Annotated in this window: 20 protein-coding genes; 13 read left to right on the forward strand and 7 right to left on the reverse strand. The window is 68.2% G+C overall.

Annotation, left to right across the window (positions count from 1 at the left end; genetic code table 11):
* Positions 1-31 precede the first annotated feature (31 nt).
* From OG876_RS02465 to OG876_RS02490, 6 genes are all read left to right on the forward strand, one after another.
* Entirely contained in the window at positions 32-349 is a 318-nt protein-coding gene (locus OG876_RS02465; protein WP_328523077.1) for a hypothetical protein, read from the forward strand.
* Between the two features lie 38 nt (positions 350-387).
* The gene (locus OG876_RS02470) at positions 388-1,125 is read left to right on the forward strand and encodes a GDSL-type esterase/lipase family protein (protein ID WP_328523078.1); all 738 of its coding nucleotides are present in this window, start codon (positions 388-390) and stop codon (positions 1,123-1,125) included.
* A 105-nt stretch (positions 1,126-1,230) separates the two neighbouring features.
* Positions 1,231-2,151, forward strand: coding sequence for a zinc-binding dehydrogenase (locus OG876_RS02475; protein WP_328523079.1), 921 nt, complete (start codon positions 1,231-1,233; stop codon positions 2,149-2,151).
* 169 nt (positions 2,152-2,320) lie between these two features.
* Complete coding sequence (locus OG876_RS02480) at positions 2,321-3,088, forward strand: SDR family NAD(P)-dependent oxidoreductase (protein ID WP_328523080.1); 768 nt, start codon at positions 2,321-2,323, stop codon at positions 3,086-3,088.
* A 23-nt stretch (positions 3,089-3,111) separates the two neighbouring features.
* Positions 3,112-4,119, forward strand: coding sequence for a Gfo/Idh/MocA family protein (locus OG876_RS02485; protein WP_328523081.1), 1,008 nt, complete (start codon positions 3,112-3,114; stop codon positions 4,117-4,119).
* A gap of 167 nt (positions 4,120-4,286) precedes the next feature.
* Positions 4,287-4,652: a PRC-barrel domain-containing protein gene (locus OG876_RS02490; protein WP_328523082.1), complete on the forward strand. Its 366-nt coding sequence runs from the start codon at positions 4,287-4,289 to the stop codon at positions 4,650-4,652.
* Positions 4,653-4,747: 95 nt separating this feature from the next.
* Here the strand turns inward: OG876_RS02490 and OG876_RS02495 are convergent, their stop codons facing one another.
* Positions 4,748-5,932: an epoxide hydrolase family protein gene (locus tag OG876_RS02495; protein ID WP_328523083.1), complete on the reverse strand. Its 1,185-nt coding sequence runs from the start codon at positions 5,930-5,932 to the stop codon at positions 4,748-4,750.
* Positions 5,919-7,202, reverse strand: a complete 1,284-nt coding sequence (locus tag OG876_RS02500) for an MFS transporter (protein WP_328523084.1) — start codon at positions 7,200-7,202, stop codon at positions 5,919-5,921. The genes OG876_RS02495 and OG876_RS02500 overlap by 14 nt, the downstream gene beginning before the upstream one ends.
* A gap of 71 nt (positions 7,203-7,273) precedes the next feature.
* Here OG876_RS02500 and OG876_RS02505 point away from each other — a divergent pair, with 71 nt between their 5' ends.
* Positions 7,274-8,260, forward strand: a complete 987-nt coding sequence (locus OG876_RS02505; RefSeq protein WP_328523085.1) for a GlxA family transcriptional regulator — start codon at positions 7,274-7,276, stop codon at positions 8,258-8,260.
* A gap of 115 nt (positions 8,261-8,375) precedes the next feature.
* The gene (locus OG876_RS02510; protein WP_328523086.1) at positions 8,376-9,026 is read left to right on the forward strand and encodes a hypothetical protein; all 651 of its coding nucleotides are present in this window, start codon (positions 8,376-8,378) and stop codon (positions 9,024-9,026) included.
* On the opposite strand, the gene OG876_RS02515 is transcribed toward OG876_RS02510, so the two are convergent.
* The 5 genes from OG876_RS02515 to OG876_RS02535 all read right to left on the reverse strand — a co-directional run bounded on the left by OG876_RS02515 (position 9,013) and on the right by OG876_RS02535 (position 15,360).
* Positions 9,013-10,140 carry a mandelate racemase/muconate lactonizing enzyme family protein gene (locus OG876_RS02515; protein WP_328523087.1) on the reverse strand — a complete coding sequence of 376 codons (1,128 nt, stop codon included), beginning with the start codon at positions 10,138-10,140 and terminating at the stop codon, positions 9,013-9,015. The two genes, OG876_RS02510 and OG876_RS02515, sit on opposite strands and share 14 nt — an antisense overlap.
* Before the next feature lie 87 nt (positions 10,141-10,227).
* Positions 10,228-10,884 (reverse strand): aspartate/glutamate racemase family protein, encoded by a 657-nt coding sequence (locus tag OG876_RS02520; protein WP_328523088.1) that lies wholly within the window; start codon positions 10,882-10,884, stop codon positions 10,228-10,230.
* On the reverse strand, positions 10,881-12,869 hold the full coding sequence (locus OG876_RS02525) for a glycoside hydrolase family 127 protein (RefSeq protein ID WP_328523089.1): 1,989 nt from the start codon (positions 12,867-12,869) through the stop codon (positions 10,881-10,883). The genes OG876_RS02520 and OG876_RS02525 overlap by 4 nt, the downstream gene beginning before the upstream one ends.
* A complete protein-coding gene (locus OG876_RS02530; protein WP_328523090.1) occupies positions 12,830-14,113 on the reverse strand; it encodes a four-carbon acid sugar kinase family protein in 1,284 nt (427 codons plus the stop codon). Before OG876_RS02530 ends, OG876_RS02525 begins: the two co-directional genes overlap by 40 nt.
* On the reverse strand, positions 14,113-15,360 hold the full coding sequence (locus OG876_RS02535) for a RuBisCO large subunit C-terminal-like domain-containing protein (protein WP_328523091.1): 1,248 nt from the start codon (positions 15,358-15,360) through the stop codon (positions 14,113-14,115). The genes OG876_RS02530 and OG876_RS02535 overlap by 1 nt, the downstream gene beginning before the upstream one ends.
* Before the next feature lie 79 nt (positions 15,361-15,439).
* On the opposite strand from OG876_RS02535, the gene OG876_RS02540 reads away from it, so the two are divergent.
* The 5 genes from OG876_RS02540 (at position 15,440) to OG876_RS02560 (ending at position 20,338) form a co-directional block, all read left to right on the forward strand.
* The gene (locus OG876_RS02540) at positions 15,440-16,291 is read left to right on the forward strand and encodes a phosphogluconate dehydrogenase C-terminal domain-containing protein (protein WP_328523092.1); all 852 of its coding nucleotides are present in this window, start codon (positions 15,440-15,442) and stop codon (positions 16,289-16,291) included.
* Positions 16,292-16,342: 51 nt separating this feature from the next.
* The gene (locus tag OG876_RS02545; protein WP_328523093.1) at positions 16,343-17,068 is read left to right on the forward strand and encodes a FadR/GntR family transcriptional regulator; all 726 of its coding nucleotides are present in this window, start codon (positions 16,343-16,345) and stop codon (positions 17,066-17,068) included.
* A 173-nt stretch (positions 17,069-17,241) separates the two neighbouring features.
* Positions 17,242-18,096 carry an alkaline phosphatase family protein gene (locus tag OG876_RS02550; RefSeq protein WP_328523094.1) on the forward strand — a complete coding sequence of 285 codons (855 nt, stop codon included), beginning with the start codon at positions 17,242-17,244 and terminating at the stop codon, positions 18,094-18,096.
* Positions 18,087-19,355: an MFS transporter gene (locus OG876_RS02555; RefSeq protein ID WP_328523095.1), complete on the forward strand. Its 1,269-nt coding sequence runs from the start codon at positions 18,087-18,089 to the stop codon at positions 19,353-19,355. The genes OG876_RS02550 and OG876_RS02555 overlap by 10 nt, the downstream gene beginning before the upstream one ends.
* A complete protein-coding gene (locus OG876_RS02560) occupies positions 19,352-20,338 on the forward strand; it encodes a TolB family protein (RefSeq protein WP_328523096.1) in 987 nt (328 codons plus the stop codon). Before OG876_RS02555 ends, OG876_RS02560 begins: the two co-directional genes overlap by 4 nt.
* The last annotated feature ends 54 nt before the right edge of the window (positions 20,339-20,392 follow it).

Genomic DNA, 20,392 nt, shown 5'->3' on the forward strand with positions numbered 1-20,392 from the left:
GAGGATTCCGTGCGGGACGAATGGAGCGAACATGATCTGGACAGCCGGTTTCCGCACCGGGGTGATCAGTCCCTACGAGCAGGTCAAGCTCAGCGAACCGCGTAGCTTCGCCGACCACACCGTGCGGCAGATACTTCACATGGCCGGCGGCGGAGGTCGGCTACGCGTACGCCTGACCAACCGCTACGGCCGTACCCCTCTGACCATCGCCGCTGCCTCGGTGGCCACCGAGCACGGATCAGCCACGCTCACCTTCGGGGGTTCGGACGAGCACACGATCCCACCGGGAGAGGAATCGCTCGCCGACCCGACCGACCTGCCCATCGCCCCAGCTCCGACCTCGTCCTAGACCTCCCTGAGGAGACGGGCCTGGCGACCTATTCCCAGATGCCCAGGGAGACGGCCCACATCATCGGCGGGAACCACGTAGCGTCGGCCGCACTCCCTGCGGCCGACCAGATCGAAGCGAGGTTCTACGTCGGCGGTGTGGACGTGCTGGTCCCCGACAACACCGCGATCGCCGTCGCGTTCGGCGACTCCTGGTTCGAAGGAGTCGGTACCACCGGCGCGAACAACCGCTCGGTCGACGTCCTCAACCGCCGCCTCGAGCGAGGATGGGTGGTCAACCAGGGCATTGCCGGAAACCGGCTTCTGCAGGACGAGGTCGGCGAGCAGGGGCTGGCGCGGTTCGACCGCGACGTTCTGTCGATTCCCGGCGTGACACATGTCCTGGTTCACCTCGGCATCAACGATCTGGGCCTCCCCGGCATGGCCGGGGAGCCACCCGCCGGCTCCGATGCGCTCATCCAGGGCTTCAGTACCTTGGCCCATCGCGCGCATCTGGCCGATCTGAAGATCCTCGTCGCCACCATCGGCCCCTTCGGCGGCGCCATCTATCCCGGAGTCAGCAGTCCTGAGGGCCTCGCCGTCCGACACGAGGTGAATGACTGGATCCGTACCACGGACGCCTTCGACGCCGTCTTCGACGTGGCGCGAGCTGTCGAGCATCCAGACGCCCCTGACACCATCCACCCAGCACTCGACAGCGGTGACGGCATGCACCTCAACGACAAGGGCGCCCAGGCCATGGCCGACTCCGTCGACCTGAAAACCCTCATCCTCTAGGGACCTCATGGATCCCGGCCACGGTGCAGGCGGGAGCGTCGCCTGGTCCGCGGCCGAGAACGCTACCGGGTACTGGCGGATGTCCCGTGGGGCTAGGGTCGGGGTGTGCTCGCCTTGACCACTACGGCATCCGCTCCGCACGTCGTGCTGACCAGCGTGGCGGACCCGGTCCCGTCGAGTCACGAGGCACTGGTTCGGGTGCGGGCGTTCTCGCTCAATCGCGGCGAGGTTCTGGATCTTCCGGGATCAGCTGAAGGGTCCGTCCCGGGTTGGGACGTCGCCGGTGTCGTCGAGCGGGCCGCCGCGAATGGGAAAGGGCCGCCCAGGGGGACACGAGTGGTGGGATTGGTGAGGGCTGGGGCATGGGCGGAGTTGGTGTCTGTTCCCATCACCATGCTGTCGGCGGTTCCCGACAATGTCGCTGACGTGCAGGCCGCCACACTACCCACGGCCGGTGTGACGGCATTGCGGAGCTTGGAGCTCGGCGGACTGGTGCTCGCGAAGCGGGTTCTGATCAGCGGTGCGACGGGTGGCGTGGGGCGGATCGCAGTGCAGTTGGCCCGCGCGGCAGGCGCACACGTGAGTGCTCTGGTGCGCAACGCAACAGTGTCTGCTCCCTTGCTTCACGAACTGGGTGCCAGTGAGGTCATCCAGCGGCTGGAGGGAGACTTCGACCTGGTCATCGACTGCGTGGGGGGCGCCGTCTTCGGACAGGCCGTGGAGCACCTTGCGCAGCGCGGCACTCTGGTCAATATCGCCACTCAGAGTCCGGAAGAGACGGTGTCCTTCCGCGCCGGCCGGTTCGATCGGTCCCCGGGCGCCACGATCTACACCCTGAATCAGTGGGACGAAAGCGCCGCGCAGGGCGGCGCTGCCAAGGACCTCGCTCGCCTTTGCGCCCTGGTCGCCGATGGACGCCTCGACGGGCAGGCCGAATACGAAGGCTCCTGGCGCGATCCGGAGATCGCTGTCGAGGCTCTCCTGAAGCGCAGGATTGGTGGCAAGGCAGTGCTGCACGTCGACTGAAACCGTCTCGCGCCCGCCGCGCGACTGCACGCAGCGTGACCCGGCGATCTAGCGCCGCTTGAGATGGTGATGGCGCAGTCCGGGCCGGGTACGGCAGGCTGCTGGCATGGCGCGTGAGGACTCTGACTCGACGCGCTCCAGCGGGCTGATACCACCCCGAAAGGACAGCATGAACGCTCTGCAGAAGTTCTCGCTCGAGGGCAAGGTTGCTCTCGTGACCGGTGGGAGCCGGGGTCTTGGACGTGCGATGGCCGAGGCGCTCGGTGATGCGGGTGCGGCGGTAGCGGTCAGCGCGCGGACGCTGGCTTCGGCCCAAGCCGCCGCCGAGGAGCTGAGTGCGCTCGGCATTCGCGCGTACGGCGTCCAGCTCGAGGTGTCCGATGTCGAGGACGTCGAACGTGCGGTCGAGCAGGTGAGCACCGAGTTCGGTGAGATCGACGTGCTCCTCAACAACGCGGGCATCGGCGTCGCCGGCCGGGCCTTCGAGACGCCCGACGAAGCATGGCATGAGGTGTTCTCCGTCAACGTCGACGGCGTCTGGTACTGCAGTCGTGCGGTCGGACGCCGGATGGCGGAGCGAGGTGGCGGCACGATCGTCAATGTCGGTTCGATGTCGGCCGAGATCGTCAACCAGCCCCGGTGGCAGGCGTCCTACCTCTCGTCCAAGGCCGCCGTCCATCAACTGACCAAGGCGCTGGCGGCTGAGTGGGCGCCGCACGGGATCCGCGTGAACGCGATGGCGCCGGGATACTTCCTCACCGAGATGTCGCCCGTCGACCAGCCGGAGTTCAAGGAGTGGTGCGTCGATCCCGCTGCCATGAAGCGCTACGGGTTGCCGCCGGAGCTGGGGCCGGTCGCGATCTTCCTGGCCAGCGAGGCGTCCAGCTTCATGACCGGCTCGATCGTCAAGGTCGACGGCGGCTTCACCCTGTTCTGAGCACACCCGGAGAAGGGTCTTTCATGGTCACCATTGGCATCGTTGGCGCCGGGCTGCGCGGCAGGCTGTTCGCCGAGGCTCTCGGGGAACAGCCGGACGTCACCGTCGTCGGTCTCGCGGAGCCCTCGGCCAAAGTGGCCGAGGAGGCGAGGGACGCCACCGGACTGCCTGTTTCCGCGTCGCACATCGAGTTGCTCGAGGCATTCGATCCGGACGCCGTGATCGTGGCGACGCCTGACTTCGCCCACCGCCAGATTGCCGTCGACGTGGCGGAGGCCGGTAAGCATCTGCTGATCGAGAAACCGGTCGCCACCAACCTGGACGACGCCCATGCCATTGCTGCGGCGGTTCACGGCTCGGGCGTTCGATGCCTCGTCGGCTTCGAGAACCGCTGGAACCCGCACGTGGTGCAAGCCAAAGCGGCGATGGCATCCGGGAGTCTCGGCGAGCCGATCACGGCGTCGGCCACCCTGAGCAACTCGTTCTTCGTGCCGACGACCATGCTGTCGTGGGCGGCCCAGTCGTCGCCGGCCTGGTTTCTGATGCCGCACACCGTCGACCTTGTCCTGTGGCTCACCGGCCGGAAGCCCGTGTCGGTGAGCGCGGTCGGATCTCGTGGTGTACTCGCGCAGCGCGGCATCGACACCTGGGACGTGGTGCATGCCCTGGTCACCTTCGACGACGGATCGACGGCGGCGCTCTCCTCGGCCTGGACGCTCCCGGATGCCGGTGACGGCATCGTCGACTTCAGGTTCCAGGTGATCGGCACCGAGGGGTCGGTGACCGCGGATCTGTCCCATCAGGGCCTCACCGTGGTGAGCGACAAGTACCGGTCGGCGTGGCCGGTCTCCGGCCGGATCGGGCGATCACAGGTCGGCCCTGCCGTGTGGATGGTCCAGGACTTCGCGGCGGGACTCGTCGACGGCGGCGAACTCGGGCCGGGCATCGACCACGGCGTACTGGTCACGCAGCTCATCTGCGCGATCGAGGACTCGATCACCACCGGACGGACGGTGGACCTGAGCGCCTGACAAGCCGCCAACCGACTCGAACTCGCGGTGTCCTGCTTGATCGCGCGAGTCGTGGGTACCGGGCTCGCACCATGCTCGAGACACCGGGTGCCGGTCTCGAGCTGGCGCGCGCGTGTCACGGGTTCCCTTGCTGGGCCAACGCCCACCTGTACGAAAGGCGAACCGCCATGTCGATGAATGCATTCGACCCCTGGAACTACCGAACGACCTCCGGCTACACCCAAGGGACCGACCTGACCGGGTACAAGATCGCCGCCCTCGACGGCGATATCGGCAAGGTCGACGAAGCCAATGACCAGACCGGCACCTCCAGCCTGGTGGTCGACACCGGGCCGTGGATCTTCGGGCGCAAGGTGCTGCTGCCTGCCGGTGTGGTCGAGAAGGTCGACCATGACGACAAGAAGGTCTATGTCGACCGGACCAAGGACCAGATCAAGGACGCGCCCGAGTACAACTCCGACGCCGACGTCGACGACGACTACCGGACCCGCCTCGGCGGCTACTACGACGACACCTACCGCTCCGGCATGTAGCCACCCCTGACCCGAGCGTTCGGCGGCCGCCGCGCCGCGAATACGGTCCGCAGGACCACCGGCCCGCGGCCGCCGAACGCACGGACCGCGATGCGCTAGCGAGCGTCGATTTCAGCGAAGAATGCTGCGATGTCGCGGCTGAGCAACTCGGGCTGTTCGGCGGCCGGGAAGTGCCCGCCTCGGGGCATCGGTGTCCAGCGGCGGATGTTGTACAGGCGCTCGGCCCACTCGCGCGGCGGGCTGCCGTCATCGATGAACTGGTTGGCGAACACGGCGACCGCAGTGGGGACGGTGACGACATCGATCGACCGGAGCTGGGCAGCCAGGTCGCGGTTGTCGACATAATCTCGCATCGACGTGGTGATGGTCTGCGTCGCCCAGTAGATGGTGACGATCGACAGCAGCAGGTCGCGGGAGAAGGTGGCGTCCAGGTCGCCCGCGGAGTCGGCCCAACCTCGCCACTTCTCGAGTATCCACGCCGCCAAGCCGGCTGGTGAATCGTTGAGCCCGTAGCCGACGGTCTGCGGTCGGGTCGACTGAATAGCACCGTAGCCACGGTCGTCGTCCCGCCACCGCCGGTAGCGAGCCAGGTAGTCGCGTTCGGCCTCGGACAACGGCTGCGATCCTGGGCCGGTGTACGGATGCAGGTCAAGATTGCCGAGATGGATGCCGAGCATGGGCGCGGGTTTGTCCAGCGCCATGAACGTGGTGACGCCGGAACCCCAGTCGGTGCCGTGCGCGCCGTACTGCGAATAGCCGAGCCCGCGCATCAGCCGATGCCACTGCGCCGCTACGTATCGGCTGGTCACACCAGTACGGGCGGGTCGCTCGGAGAAGCCGTATCCGGGAAGTGATGGGATCACCACATCAAAACCGGGCCCGTCGAGGCCGTGAGCGGCTGGGTCGGTCAGCCAAGGCACAAGGGGCAGGAACTCGACGAAGCAGCTTGGCCACCCGTTCGTCAAGACCAGCGGGATGCCGCGGCCGGTCCGGGCCTTCTCGTGCACGAAATGAATCCGGACCCCGTCCACATCGGCCACGAAGTGAGCGAAGCTGTTCAGCCAGCGTTCCTGAGCATGCCAATCGAAGCCGTCCGCCCAGTACGTCAGCAACCCTCGCAAGTCCGCAAGATCCGTACCCTGCCGCCACGGTGCGTCCGGCGAGTCGGGCGGCCATCGTGTGCTCCGGATCCGGGCCGTCAGGTCACCCAAGACCTCTTCGCTCACCGAGATCGTGAACGGCCTCGGGTCGAACGTCGACGCCGCGTCAGTCGACTCCATCCCTCCACCCTGCCATGGATCCGGCTGGATTCGGTGGTCCTGCGGTGTTCCTCGGCGCGATCCGAGTTACCCGCCCGGAGATTGTGGTTCCCAGCAGCCACAGGGCCGCCACTGTCGCGACGACGAGGGTGATGGTGAGAGCGTGTAGCGCCGTCCAGTCGAAGCGGGTGTGGGAGATCGTCAGCAGGTACGGCACTGCGAATCCGACATAGCACAGCGCCTGGTACGCAGCGGTCGCTGATCCGAGTCGTGCCGGATGAGCCACGCGCTGAACGTCAGAGAGACCGGCGAACTGGGTGATGCCGTAGGCCGCACCGAGTGCGATGCATGCGGTCAGCACTGGCAGGACGGTTGCGGTCGCGGCGGCCCAGACTGCCACCGAGAGCGCGACCACGACACTTGCCATGGCGACGAGGAGCAGGCGTCGTCCCGCCACGCGGGCGGCGGCGGGCTGTACGACAACGGCGGCAAATGCCGGCACCGCAGTCGCCACTGCAGCGAACGCCACTGGCGAGGTCCCGGCGCCGGTCGCCACCAGACCCGGGAGGAAGGCCAGAGCGATAGCCGCGGTCCCGAACACCCAAGGTGCGAAGGGCAGCAGCACGAACAACAGGTACCGGGCAGGCAAGGTCCGGCGCGGCGCAGGGGGCGAATCGGCCGGCCGGCTGTCCGTAACGACAGCGCGTGCTCGACGCAGGAGGAGCAGCGCCGAAGCCGCGAGCACCACCTGAGGTAGATAGGCACTGACTTCGGGCATCGGAGCCCACTGCGCGACGACTCCGGCAACCAGCGGCCCGACCCCGAATCCGGCGGACATCGCGACAGTTGTTCTCCTCGGCCCCGCGCTCGCGGCTCCTTCGGTCACGGACAACTCACGGATCCAGGCTGCGCCCGCGCCGAAGCCCAAGCCGCTACTGGCCCCGGCCAGCAGCCGGCCTGGGTACAGGCACCACAGGTGAACTGCTCCCAGAATGAGGGTCAGACTCCCTGCCAGCGAGAGCAGCACGGCTGCCTGTACGACCTTGCGTCGCCCGATGCGGTCAGACCACCGGCCGCCAATCACGAGTGCCGGGACGAGACTGACGGCGTACAGCGCGAAGAGCAGACCCGTTGCCGAGGGGGAAACCCCGTGCTGCTGATAGAGCACGATCAATGGGGAGAATTGGTTCGCACCCCACCCGATCGCCGCGATCGCCACTCCTGGCCACACCCAGTCGCGGGCGGCAGTTGTCGAACGGTCCGCGACGAATGCGGGATCTCTGCCGGTCATGGATACCAGCATTACGGCCGCCGTACGGCGCAAACAGTGTCCGATCAGACGTCTGAGATACGATTTCGGACATGACTCATGTCATCGCCCTCGCGCTCAGCGACGGCGTGCCCATCTTCGAACTGGCTGCGCCCGCCGCCATCTTCGGTACGAACCGGTCAGAGCTGACCACCACGGACTGGTACGACCTGCGGGTCTGCGGCCCCGCGAACGCCCGCGTCGACGCGTGGTTCACCACGACAACGCCCTACCGGTACGAAGACCTCATCGCGGCCGACACGGTGATCGTGCCGGCGTGCCACGACGAAGCACTCAACCCGCCTTCGGACCTCGTCGACGCGGTACGGAGTGCCGCCGAACGCGGGGCACGCATCGTTTCCATTTGCACGGGTGCGTTCGTCCTTGCCGCCGCCGGACTTCTGGACGGGCGTCGCGCCACCACACACTGGTTGCACGCAGCAACCCTGGCCCGCCGCTATCCTCACATCGAGGTCGACCCCGCCGCACTCTACGTCGACGAGGGACGTGTGCTCACCTCCGCCGGCAAGTCCGCGGGCATGGACCTGTGCCTGCACATCGTCAGATGCGACTACGGAGCCGACGTGGCCAATCAGGTCGCCCGTCGACTGGTGACACCTCCCCATCGCGAAGGTGATCAGAGCCAATACATCGACCCGACCCAACCGCGTGCCACCCATGACACACTCGGAAACGTCATGGACTGGGCGATCAGGCACCTCGGCGAACCGATCACGGTCGAACAGCTCGCCAGGCAGGGCCGCGTGAGCGTCCGCACCCTCCACCGGCACTTCAATTCTCACGCGGGCACCAACCCCCTCGACTGGCTCAACAGCCAACGCGTACGCCGGGCTCAGCAACTCCTCGAGACCACTGGCTTGCCCATCGAACACATCGCCTCGCACTGTGGATTCGGAACCGCAACTGCTTTCCGGCGGCAGTTTCGCCGGATCCTCGACACCACCCCGGACAACTATCGCCGCACCTTCACCACCGAAGTCGTCACACCGACGCTCGGTGACATGCAACCGCCGTCCTGACCACCTGGTTCTCATGGCGCTGGGCCGCGACCCGCCGGGGTGGGCTCATCCGCGCCGGGGGAAGCGCCTGCCAACGGGACTGCCTTACGGTCTGCGGGTTGGGGGTGATGCGCACGTGATCGGTCATGCGCTGGCTTCTGTTCCGAGGCCGGCCACCCGGCGGGGCTGGGACGTCGCGATCGCCGTGGGGTTCGCGATCGGGTCGGCGTGCTTCTTCATCGGGCCGTTCCCCGGGTTCGTCCAGCTCGTGGGTTCCGCGACGGACGGCGTGGTCTTCTTCGTCGGCTCCATCTTCTTCACCCTCGCCGCTGCCATGGAACTGCGGGAGGGCACCGTACGGCGCGGGCACCGGTGGGGCCGTGATCCGTCCTGGTGGAGTGCCGCGATCCAGTTCGTCGGCACACTTCTGTTCAACGTCAGCACGTTCTCCGCGATGCACGAAAGCCTGTCGACCCACCAGGAGAACCGGCTGGTCTGGGCGCCCGATGTGTTCGGCTCGGTGTGCTTCCTCGTGTCCGGCGCGCTGGCCTACCGCATGACGGCCGGACCGGGGCTCCGCCCGCGGCGCATGGACCGGACGTGGACGACGGCCGCAGTGAACCTGCTCGGATGCATCCTGTTCGGCATCTCGGCCATCGCCTCGTTCATCGTGCCGGCCACCGGCTCGATCCTCGACCTGGCCGCCGCGAACTGGTGCACCGCCCTCGGCGCCCTCTGCTTCTTCATCGGCGCCCTCCTGCCCCTCCCCCGTCTCACCAGTTCGTGACGGATCCGTCTGGGCGGTGGAGGCGAGGAATGGTAGTCGTTGCGGGCGGCATCGCCTGGGACAGGTCGGCGGTGATGCCGATGCCTGGCGCATCGGATGCGGTCAAGCGGCCCGGCTCGGCGATGATCGTCGAGGTGAACGCACCTAGCGGCGCGGTGGCGCGGTGGGCCTGCTCCTGCACACTCACGTTCGGCAGGGCGGTGTTGAACTGGGTGGACGCCGCCGTACAGAGCGCACCGATCGAGTTGTGCAGCGCCAGTTGCACGTGGTGCGTCTCGCACAGCGCCGCGATCTTGCGCCCTTCGGTGATCCCGGTGTGACCGAGATCGATCCGGGCGTGGTCGATCAACTCGTCCTCGACCAGCTGCCGGAACTCCCACTTCGTGCAGAGCTGCTCCCCCGCCGCGATCGGTACGCCGACCCGCCCCCGGAGCGACTTGTACGCCGAGAGGTGCTCGCTGCGCAGCGGGTCCTCGACAAAGAACGGCCGCAACGGCTCGAGCTCGCGGCACAGCTGCACCGCCTCGGCCAGGTCGAGCCGGGTGTGAACGTCGATCAGCAACTCGATCTCGTCGCCGAGTCCGGCCCGTAGCTCCTGCATCAGCTCGACCGACCAGCGCACCGCACGACGCGCGTCGTACTCCGGCTCCTGCGGATCCCACGCCGTCAGCCGCAGGTGCCGCCAGCCCTGACCGGCCAGGTCGGAGGCGTGGTTGAGCACGTCGTCCATCGACCCACCGCGCACGTGTGCGTACGCCGGAACGTAGTCACGCGACCGGCCGCCGAGCAGCTCGTGCACGGGAACACCCAGCGACTGCCCGCGGATGTCCCACAACGCGATGTCGATCCCGGCCAGCACCGAGGCGTGATGGCGATCTGAGGGGAAGAAGACCGACCGGAAGCCCAGCTGCCAGATGTGTTCGATCCTGGTCGCGTCGACCCCGACGAGCAGTGGGCGCAGGTCCTCGACCAGCCCGGCCGCGGCCCGTTCGCGACCACGCATCCCCACCTCGCCGAGACCGGTCAGACCGTCGTCCGTCCTGACCACCGCCACCAGCGCCGGCCAGTCGTCCGCGGCCGGCAACGCCACCAGGTCGATCTCCTCGATCTTCATAGCTTCACCCCATCACAGCCCAGCCCTCAGCCGTTTCTCGGGATGCCGTGGATCTGGCGGCCCAGGACCTCCACGGTCGACCTTGCATCATGCCCTCGTCTCCGCCAGGTGAGCGGCCAGTCGGCGTAGGCCGCGCTCCGGGCTGGTCAGGACCGGCACTGGCACCTGGAGACCGGCGGCCGCCGACGCCATTGATGCCTGGGCGAGGACGACGACGTCACTCGCTTCCGCCCGGTCCTCGATGGCCGCCGCCACCAGGGCGTCGTGGCGAGCGCGATCCCCCGCGACCGCGGCCTCGAACGCGTCCGGTACGACGGTCTCCTCGATGCGTACGTCGCGACCGAGCAACTCGGCCCGCTCACGGAGGAGCGCAGCCGTCGGCCGCACGGTGGTCCGCAGTGTGGCGACGACACTCACCCGGTGGCCCGCCTGCACGGCTTCGTCCGCCATCGCCTCGTCGACCCGGTAGACCGGGACCCCGAGACGATCGGCGAGTGGACCGGCGTACTGCGAGATGGACGAGCAGGTGAACAGCACGGCGTCGGCACCGGCGGCGACCGCGGCGTGACCGAGGTCGGCCAGCCGCTGCTCGATCTGCTCGGGCGGCACGCCGCGGCCGAGATCGCCGACGATCTTGTCGTCGAGCAGGTTCTGCACCTCGACGTCCGGGAGCAGTTCGGCGGCGAGACTGGCGAACGCGGGGATGACGACGGCCCCGGTGTGCAGGAAGGCGATGCGGGTCATACGACGCTCCTCTCGAGGGTGCGGATCAGCGGCAGCCAGACGGTCATCTCGCCGTGTCCGCGGTTGGCCCAGAGGGCATACGGGACAAGCTGCAGGCCGATGACACGTGCCGGAGTGCGGTCGAGCTCGGCGTACAGAGGACTTTGCGAGCCTGGGACGACGGCGGCGGCGACGTGCAGCAGGGCGTGACCCGCGAACATGCCGCTGCCCGGCGTGACCGTGATGCTCGCGTCCTGCGGGATGGCCACGTCCTCGATGCCGGCGCCTTCAGGCAGGTCGGCGCTTTCCAGGCAGTAGACGACCGGGCCACGGACGACGCACACCTGGTTGGTCGCCTCCTCGACGAAGTGGTGAGCGGTGAGCAGCCGCGGCCGCAGCGGAATCCGAACGGTGACCGCGTCGCGATGCCACTCGCGGTCGAGGACGACATAGCCGCGGTCCATCGCGGCCGGCTCCACCGGAGAGCCGTCGATCTCGACGCGGTCGGCCCATCCCGGCACACGGATACGCAGTTGCCCGCGGACCGGACGCTCCGCCTCGACGGACAGCTCGATGTCACCGGAGACCGGGAAGTCCGTCAGTTGCCGCACCGTCACGGGCACGCCACCGAAGCTCGTGCTGACCTCGCCGCTCACGAACTGATGGACCCACAACTCGTCACGGCCCTGCCCGTAGACGTAGTACGGCAATTCCGCCATGACGCGCGCGATGTTCGGCGGGCAGCAGAAGCAAGCCTGCATGTACTCCTGGCGTTCCCGCCGGTCCGATGGCGGTGGAGCGACGTCCTTGGGATCGCCCGGCCTGCGCAACGGGTACGTGAGGCCGCGAACCTGCCGGAGTGGGTTGACATAGAAGTACGTCGACCCCTCGTACCCGACCATCGCCGGCAGCGCGTTGAACAGCACCCGCTCGATCTCGTCGGCGTACTTCGCGTCCCCCGTGCGGATCAGCATCCGCCAGGCCCAGAACACCAGACCGAGCGACGCACAGGATTCGTTGTAGGCCGTTGTGTGCGGCAACTGATAGGGCCGGCCGTACGACTGGTGCACCTTGGTCACCGAGTAGTAGTCCTGACCGGCGTCGGGCGAGGCTCCGTCGTACAGCGCGCCGCAGCCACCGGTGACGTACAGCTTGCTCGACACCAGGTCGTCCCAGATGCTGTCCAGCGCCGCGACGATCGCTGCGTCCCCGGTCTCCACCGCGTAGTCCGCCATCCCGGCGTAGAGGTAGTTGGCGCGGACCGAGTGACCCACAGCCCGGCGCTGGTCTCGTACCGGCAGGACGTCCTGGTTGTCGTCTGTGCCCGCGCCGCCCTTGCCGCCGTGCAGGTCGAGCAGCGTCGCCGCCAGTTCGAGATGCCGGCGGTCACCGGTGATCCGGTAGAGCTCGACGACACCCATGTAGTGCGACGGGCAGACGTTGCACTCGGCCAGCCGCTCCGGCTTCTGTACGGCGAGGAAGTCGGCGACCCGAATCGCGACAGCCAGGAGCGTGTCGTCGCCGGCGACGCGGTGATGAACGCAGGCGAGCGTCATCAGGTGCCCGAAGTTGTACGTCTCGAAGTCGGTGCCGATGGCAAGTGGTTCGACGTCGTCGCCGTGCCGCCGGGCGATCTGGGTCTTGGTGTGCAGGTACCCGTCCTCGCGCTGCGCCCGGGCGATGACCTTGGTCGCCTCGGCGACGGCCGTCCGCAGCTCCGGATCCTCCGTCTCGGCGGCCGCGACGGTCGCCGCCTCGAGCCACTTGTAGAGATCGCCGTCCATGAACGGCGGCCCGTTGTGCTCGCCGCGTACGTCACCGGCGGCCACCCGGAAGTTCTCGCCGGCATGCGCGGTGGCCGGATCGAACATGATCGCGCCCATCGAGGGAATGGTCTTCTCCAGGGCACGGTGGCGCAGCGCTGCCAACGGTCCGTCGCCCGCGAGTGACACCGCGGCGACCGAGGTCATTCGAGCGTGAGCGCTGGCACCGGTGTCGGTGAGCATGCAGCCTCCTTCAGGGACCGACCAAGGCGGATGTCGTCGAAGAGCGAGGTGTGCCCCATCTGCCCGCCCTTGAGGACGAGCTCGACCTTCTGCAGGTGCGCGGCGGGACCGCTCGCGTGGCAGAGCACGACGTTGCCCCACGGACGGGCGGCGATCCCGAGCCTTTCGACCCCGAGGCGGCGCAGCACGTTGCCGGACGTGTCGCCACCGGAGAGCACGAGGCGGGTGTTCTGCTGCCGGCGCAGGCTGCTGTCGGCGATCGCGGCCAACCCGTGTTCGACGTCGGCGCTGGGAACGGATCGGTCGGTCATCGACGAATCCACGAGCACACCAGCACCCGCTCGGAGTGCGGCCTCCACGAGTCGCGTCGTGTCCTCCGCGAACAAGTCCAGTACGAGCCATCCGGCCGCGGCCGCTGCGTCGACCTGCCCGCGGGTGAGCCGGGAGCGACTGCCGTTCAGGACCAGGGTGGGACCGATCGCCGGCTCGACGTACGTCGGAAGCGGAGGCAACCGATCGCTGACCTGCAAGTGCCGTCCGAGCGCGCCGCTGATCCCACCTGAGCCGATGACGAACCGCTGTCCCGTTCGGCCGGTGAGGATCGCGGCAGCCAGCCGGTCCAGCTCTTCGTCACTGATCGCATCACAGACGACCCCGGACTCGTCCGCCTCGTCGAGCAGCCGTCTTAGTTGCACGGGATCGCCGTACGACGGCCAGTGCGCACCACCGATCGCCAGCTCAGTCTGCGCGCCGAGGTGCAGTCGCACGTCGGACTCGTGCACCGGCGTCACCGGATGCGAGCTCATGGTGGGCTGCCGGTCGAGGCGGAAGACAACGTCGTGATCGCGCGCGAAGTGATGACTGAAGAAGGTGTACCGGCCGGCATCGGGCTGGGCGAACACGATAGGCACCGGGGCCGAAGGGAACAGCCCGACAGCCAGCTCGAGCACCCGACCGATGCTTCCCGTGTGCGAAGCGGAATCGGCGGTCGAGCACGCCTTGTATTGAACGAGTCTGGTGCCGAGCCCGCGGAGCCGGCGCAGGGCGGGAACGACCTCGGCGTCCATCTCGCCGGTCGGCAGGGACCGCGCTGTGCCGGCGATACCGACGACGTCCGTCGCGTTGACGTCGACCTCGACATCGGGCCCGGTCACGAGGACACCTGACAGTCCGGCGCGACGGAACTGCAGGAGCGCGTCGACCGAACCGGTGAGGTCGTCACCGTAGAAGGCGGCAACGGCCATCACGCTCTCCCGAACGTGTGCAGCGCGGCGGCCAAGGCGGGGACCGCGGCGGCGCGCTGGTCCAGCGGCTCACCGGATGTCGCCGCCTCCCAGGCCTCCCGCATCGCGAGCACTCCAGCGGCGGATCCCTGCGGGTGACCGTGGATCCCACCCCCGGACAGCACGAGCAGGTCGGTGCTCCGCGTCCGCGCGTACGTCGTATGGGCGAGCCCCGGGGTCTGCGCCGAGGACAGGACGGGCAGCGCCTCGTACCCACCGAGCAGCGGAGCGCGCACCGCTGCGATCGAGGCCAGCACCTCGTCGTCGGTCTCGTAGAACTTGTTCGCGAATCCGTTGGTGTGCAGGTGATCCGCGCCGGCGATCCGGGCGAGTTTCTGCCAGACCCGGAAGTCGATGCCCAGCTGCGGCGAGCGAGCGTACGCGCCGTACATCGCCCGGTGCCCGTGGATGGGCAGCTGTGTACGCCGGCTCAAGTACTCCAGTCCGGCGAGCCCGACCAGGTTCACGCAGACCATGACGCACGTCCCGCCGGCGGCGAGCACCAGGTCGTGGTTCGGCTCGAGCCGGTCGATGTCGTCGGTGATGTTGAAGGCGTACATCGGCTGCCGGCCGTTGCGATCGGCAACTTCCTTCAGGGCCTCCGTCACCACCCGCACCCGCTCCCGCAGGGGCAGGCCGGGCGGATTGCCCTGGAGCTCGTCGTCCTTGATCAAGTCGATTCCGGCATCGCCGAGCTCGATGACGAGCTGGGCAAGCTCTGCACCGCTGAGACCGATGCTGGGCTTCACGATCGTGCCGATCATCGGGCCGTCCGGACGGTCGAGCAGGCGCCGCGTCCCCGCGACCCCGAAGCGCGGCCCCGGGTACCGCTCGGCGAAGGCTGCGGGCAGCTCGAGATCGACCAGCCGCAGCGCCCCGACGTCGCGCAACTCGAACAGGTTGCCGGCCACGGCGGCGAGAAGGTTCGGTATCGAGGGCCCGAAGTTCGCCAGCGGAAACCGGACCGTCACGCGGCCCCGGCGTACGTCGCAAGGGTCGCCGGTCATCCCCGGAAGGGGCGGACGTCCGCTGGGTGGCAGCTCGTCGACGGCCACGACCTGCGCGGCATGGCGTGCCCGCAGTTCGTCGCTCTCGCGGGCGACGCGGACGAACGTGCCGCAGGACTGCTCACCCGCGATCACCTCGGCAGCTCGCTCCAGCGGGACCGCGCTCTCGATCTCGTAAACGGCCGTCACGTCGTCGGACACGGGGCTCAGATTGACACGTTTCAGACAAATTGGTCAACCAGTTGACCGATCTTTCCACAGGGACCTACATTCGGGTGTCATGAGTACGCAGCGGGAGACAGTCGTCGTCATCGGTGCGGGCGGCAGGATGGGCCAACGGGTCTCGGCGAATCTCGCGACCAGCCCGTACCAGGCCTTGTACTGCGAGACGTCGGCAACCGGCATCGAGCGGGTGAACGCTGCGGGGCGGACCGTCACCGCGGCCGCCACGGCCGTGCCCCAGGCGGATGTCGTCGTACTCGCGACCCCGGACACCGTGCTCGGTCAGGTCTCGCACGACGTCGTTCCGCTGATGAGGGACGGGACAGTCCTGCTCACCCTCGACCCCGCGGCTGCCTACGCCGGCCTGCTCGCAACCCGGGACGGCGTGACCCAGGCAGTCGCGCACCCGTGTCACCCGTCGGTATTCCTCGAGCGGACCAGCGCCGAGCAGTGGGCCGACACGTTCGGAGGGGTCAGCGCCCCTCAGGATGTCGTCGCAGCCGTCGCCGATGCCGCGAGCCAGGGCCGCGTCGAGGAGGTCATCCGGGTCATCTACAGCCCGGTCCTCGACGTCCACTGGGTCACCGTGAAGCAGCTCGCCGTACTGGAGCCCACTCTCGTCGAGACCGTTGCCTGCATGGTCGGCACGCTGCTCAAGGATGCGCTCGCCGAGACCGTGCACACCGTCGGCATTCCCGAACCGGCGGCCCGGGCGATGCTCTACGGGCATGTCCAGATCGCCCTCACGAACGCCCTGCGCGGATCGCACGCGTTCTCCGAGGCCTGTGAGATCGCGATAGCCTACGGCCGCGAGACGATCATCAAGGATGACTGGAAGCGCATCTTCGACGACGGCGAGCTCGATCGGGTCATCACCAGAATGCTTCGTCTCGAGCCGTCGACCCAGTGAGGGCGTGCCGGGGACCGGCGGCGGCGACGCCGCGCTGAGGGGGCGGGCGACGTGAGTGAGGGGCAAGGCACACCGTTCATCCGGACGCGGTTCCGGCCGGTCCAGCGCCTGTCCACCGCGAGCCTGGTCGCCCGCCAGCTGATCGAGCAGCTCGGCGCCGAGCACATCCCGGTCGGGGCCAGGCTGCCGTCCGAGCGGGACCTCGCGCAGATGCTCGGAGTGGGCCGATCGACGCTCCGCGAGGCGATCGCCGCGCTGGAGCTGCTCGGCCTCGTCGACATCCGCCCGGGCTCCGGGTCGTATCTGCGAGCGGACAGCACACAGCTGCTGGCCCAGGCACTCGAGTGGAGCCTGGCGCTGGGCGAGCCCGAGATCGGCGACCTGGTGGAGGTGCGCGAACAACTGGAGCTGCTCGCAGCCCGGCTCGCCACCGAGCGGGCCGACGAGACCCAGCTCGAGCGTCTCCGCGAGCAGGTCGACCGGATGCGTGACGCGGGCGACGACGTCGAGGCCTTCGTGGCGGCGGACATCGCCTTCCATCTCGAGATCGCCACCATCGCGCAGAACGTCGTACTGCACAGTCTGCTCACCAGCATCCAGTCGCTGCTGGCCGACTGGTTCGATCGGACGTTGCGGGTCCCGGGGACCATCGAGGCCACGCTGGCCGAGCATCAGGCCGTCTTCACCGCGATCCAGCAGGGCGACCCGGACGCGGCCGAGACCGCGATGGCCACCCTGATGACTGCCGCCGACCACCGCGTACGCCGCTCTCGCTGAGCCGCAGCCTCACGCTGTGCGAGCACGCGGATCGTCTGAGCGATCGTGCGCTGTTCACCTCGCGCACATCTGAGGTGCTCGCAGCATTCGGCCTGGAGCGGCCGTCGGCTCTCAGGATTGGCCGCGGCCCTGACCGTCCGATCAGGGTCCGCCCATCCTTGTGAGGAGAATTCGTGATACGGAAGCGCATTGCGGCGGCAGTCGTGGTGGCTGCGGCTTTCATCGGTTCGGCGACGGCGATCACCACCGCCACCTCGCCCACCGCGCAAGCGGCGGCGAGCGTGCCGGTGTTCGATCACATCGTGCTGGTGATGTTCGAGAACCACGCGTACTCGCAGCTCAACGGCAGCTCCAGTGCCCCGTACTTCAACAGCCTGGCCGGCCAGGGCGCGAAGTTCACCCAGTCGTACGGCATCACTCACCCCAGCGAGCCCAACTACCTGGCGATCTTCTCCGGGTCGACCCAGGGCGTCACCGACGACAGCTGCCCGCACACCTACAGCGGCAACAACCTCGGCAAGCAGCTGATCACCGCGGGCAAGACCTTCAAGGGCTACTCCGAAAGCATGCCCTCCGACGGCTACACCGGCTGCTCGAGCGGCCAGTACAAGCGCAAGCACAACGGCTGGGTCAACTTCACCACCGTGCCCGCCGCCAGCAACCTCAGGTTCACCGGCTTCCCGAGCTCGGCGAACTACGCCGGCCTCCCGACCGTCTCCTACGTCACCCCGAACATGTGCAACGACATGCACGACTGCTCGGTCAGCACGGGTGACACCTGGCTGAAGAACAACCTGGATGCGTACGCGCAGTGGGCCAAGACGCACAACAGCCTGCTGATCGTCACCTTCGACGAGGACAACGGCGGTTCGTCGAACCACATCCTCACCACGTTCGTCGGCGCCCACACCCAGGTCGGCTCGTTCTCCAACCAGATCAACCACTACAACGTGCTGAGCACGATCGAGAGCGCTTACGGCCTCTCGCATCTGAACGCGGCTCCGGAAATCACCAACGTGTGGAACTGACTGCCACCGTGTACCTCTCCACGATCGACCAGTCGCGCGCCGCGAACAAAGGTCCGCGGCGCGCGCTGTTCCTGTTGAGCGGCAACGTGTTCGCGCTCGGCGCGGTCAGCCTGATCACCGACATCTCCTCGGAGATGGTGACCGCGGTTCTGCCGGTCTACCTGGTGCTCGGCCTGCACCTGAGCCCCACCGTGTACGGCGTTGTCGACGGCACGTACACCGGCGCGACCGCGCTGCTGCGGCTGGTCGGCGGGTACGTCGCCGACCGGGCGAGCCGCCGTAAGTTCATCGCCGGTCTCGGCTATGGGCTGTCGGCCGTGGCCAAACTGGGACTGCTTGCCGCGGGCAACGCTGTCGGCGCGATCGGTGCGGTAGTCGCGATCGACCGTACCGGCAAGGGCCTGCGTACGGCGCCTCGCGACGCACTGATCACGCTGTCCACCCCGCCATCCCTTTACGGCCGCGCGTTCGGCGTCCACCGGATGATGGACACCATCGGCGCGTTCACCGGGCCGCTGGTCGCGCTCGGCATCCTGGCGGCCACCGCGCAGGCGTACGACGCGGTGTTCATGGCCAGCTTCTGCATTGCCGCGTTCGGGGTGCTGGTCCTTGTGCTGTTCGTGCGGGACCGCCGCGACGAGCAACCACCCAAGGGCACGGTGGCGCTGTCCGCGCTCGGTGGCCTGCTGCGGATGGCTCCGGTGCGGCGGTTGGTGGTGGCCGCGGGCCTGGCCGGTCTGGTGACCATCGGCGACGGCTTCGTCTACCTGCTGCTGCAGCGGCGGGAAGAGCTGGGCATCGGCTGGTTCCCGTTGCTTGCCGTGGGCACCAACCTGTCCTACCTGCTGCTGGCCACACCGCTGGGCGTGCTGGCCGACAAGATCGGCCGGCTGAAGGTGGTGCTCGGCGGCTACACGGCACTCGTGCTGGTCTACCTCCTGCTGTTCGGACCGGTCGGCGGTTGGCCGCTGCTCGTGCTGGTGCTCGCGCTGTACGGACTCTTCTACGCTTCCACGGACGGAGTACTGATGGCGCTGGCGGGACCGGTGCTGCCAGCGGCTTTGCGTACGACGGGAATCGCGCTGATCCAGACGGGACAGGCGTTGTCCTACCTGGTCTCCTCGGTGGTCTTCGGACTGGCGTGGACCGTGTGGGGACCGGCGAGCGCGACCCGGATCGCCGCGGCACTGGTCGCCGTGGCGGTGCTCGCGATCGCCCTACTGCTCCGCGGCATCCCGGCCACGGAGAAGCAGGCGTGACGCGCCGGGTGCTGGTCGCCCTCCTCGGGGCGCTGCTGCTGACCGCGGTCGCAGTCGGGTACGGCGCGTTCACGGTGACGCGTGAAGACACGCCGGTACCCGCGGCGACCAACGGGCTGAGCCTCACGGGCGCCCCGCGGATCCTGTTCCGCAGTACCGCGCCGGACAGCAAAGGACATCTGGCACTGGTGGCCAAGGACCATCCCGACGGACCGCACTCGGTGTCCACGCTGAGCTGCCTGCGCGTGTACGCCGCAGGCGGCACCGGCGCCTGTCTACGCCAGGACGGCGCGCTCAGCACGTTCCAGGTCGCAATCCTCGACAAGAACCTCGCGGTGGAAAGGGCCATTCCGCTCGTCGGCGTCCCGAATCGCACCCGGGTATCCGCGGACGGACGCATGGTGGCCTGGACAGTGTTCGTTGCCGGAGACTCGTACAACCACGGACGGTTCTCCACCCGCGCGGGACTGATCGACCTCGAGAACGAGGACACGGTCGACTCCCTCGAGTTTCTCTCGGTGACCCTGGACGGCCACCCCTACACCGCCGCCGATCTCAACTTCTGGGGCATCACGTTCGCCCCCGGCGACGACAACCACTTCTACGCCACGATGTCCACCGCCGGACACCGCTACCTGGTGCAAGGCGACATCGCCGCCAAGACCATCCACACCATCACCCAGAACGTCGAATGCCCGTCCGTGTCCCCCGACGGCAAGCGCATCGCCTTCAAATCAGCCATCAACGGAGACCCGGCCAAGGGCTGGCGCCTCTCCGTCCTCGACCTGGCCTCAGGCGCGCGTACCTCCCTGGCCGAGACCCGCACCGTAGACGACCAGCCCTCCTGGCTGGACCCCGACACCATCGCCTACGCCATCCCACGAGCTCCCGCCGACGCCGACATCTGGACAGTCCCAGCCAACGGCACGGGCACCCCACGCCTCCTCATCCCCCACGCCGAATCCCCCGCCGCCCTCGGCTGACGAGGTGTACGGACGCCAACTCGCGTGAGGTTTTCGGAGGGGGATGATGGACGG

Origin of the sequence: Kribbella sp. NBC_00359 (assembly GCF_036097425.1) — a bacterium.
Taxonomy (GTDB): domain Bacteria; phylum Actinomycetota; class Actinomycetes; order Propionibacteriales; family Kribbellaceae; genus Kribbella.

Excerpts from the sequence above, each read along its gene's own strand:
- OG876_RS02520 (WP_328523088.1), bottom strand. The coding sequence starts at position 10,884 with ATGACCCGCATCGCCTTCCTGCACACCGGGGCCGTCGTCATCCCCGCG.
- OG876_RS02515 (WP_328523087.1), bottom strand. The coding sequence starts at position 10,140 with ATGAAGATCGAGGAGATCGACCTGGTGGCGTTGCCGGCCGCGGACGAC.
- OG876_RS02540 (WP_328523092.1), top strand. The coding sequence starts at position 15,440 with ATGAGTACGCAGCGGGAGACAGTCGTCGTCATCGGTGCGGGCGGCAGG.
- OG876_RS02485 (WP_328523081.1), top strand. The coding sequence starts at position 3,112 with ATGGTCACCATTGGCATCGTTGGCGCCGGGCTGCGCGGCAGGCTGTTC.
- OG876_RS02525 (WP_328523089.1), bottom strand. The coding sequence starts at position 12,869 with ATGCTCACCGACACCGGTGCCAGCGCTCACGCTCGAATGACCTCGGTC.
- OG876_RS02465 (WP_328523077.1), top strand. The coding sequence starts at position 32 with ATGATCTGGACAGCCGGTTTCCGCACCGGGGTGATCAGTCCCTACGAG.
- OG876_RS02530 (WP_328523090.1), bottom strand. The coding sequence starts at position 14,113 with ATGGCCGTTGCCGCCTTCTACGGTGACGACCTCACCGGTTCGGTCGAC.
- OG876_RS02490 (WP_328523082.1), top strand. The coding sequence starts at position 4,287 with ATGTCGATGAATGCATTCGACCCCTGGAACTACCGAACGACCTCCGGC.
- OG876_RS02495 (WP_328523083.1), bottom strand. The coding sequence starts at position 5,932 with ATGGAGTCGACTGACGCGGCGTCGACGTTCGACCCGAGGCCGTTCACG.
- OG876_RS02470 (WP_328523078.1), top strand. The coding sequence starts at position 388 with ATGCCCAGGGAGACGGCCCACATCATCGGCGGGAACCACGTAGCGTCG.
- OG876_RS02480 (WP_328523080.1), top strand. The coding sequence starts at position 2,321 with ATGAACGCTCTGCAGAAGTTCTCGCTCGAGGGCAAGGTTGCTCTCGTG.
- OG876_RS02500 (WP_328523084.1), bottom strand. The coding sequence starts at position 7,202 with ATGACCGGCAGAGATCCCGCATTCGTCGCGGACCGTTCGACAACTGCC.
- OG876_RS02505 (WP_328523085.1), top strand. The coding sequence starts at position 7,274 with ATGACTCATGTCATCGCCCTCGCGCTCAGCGACGGCGTGCCCATCTTC.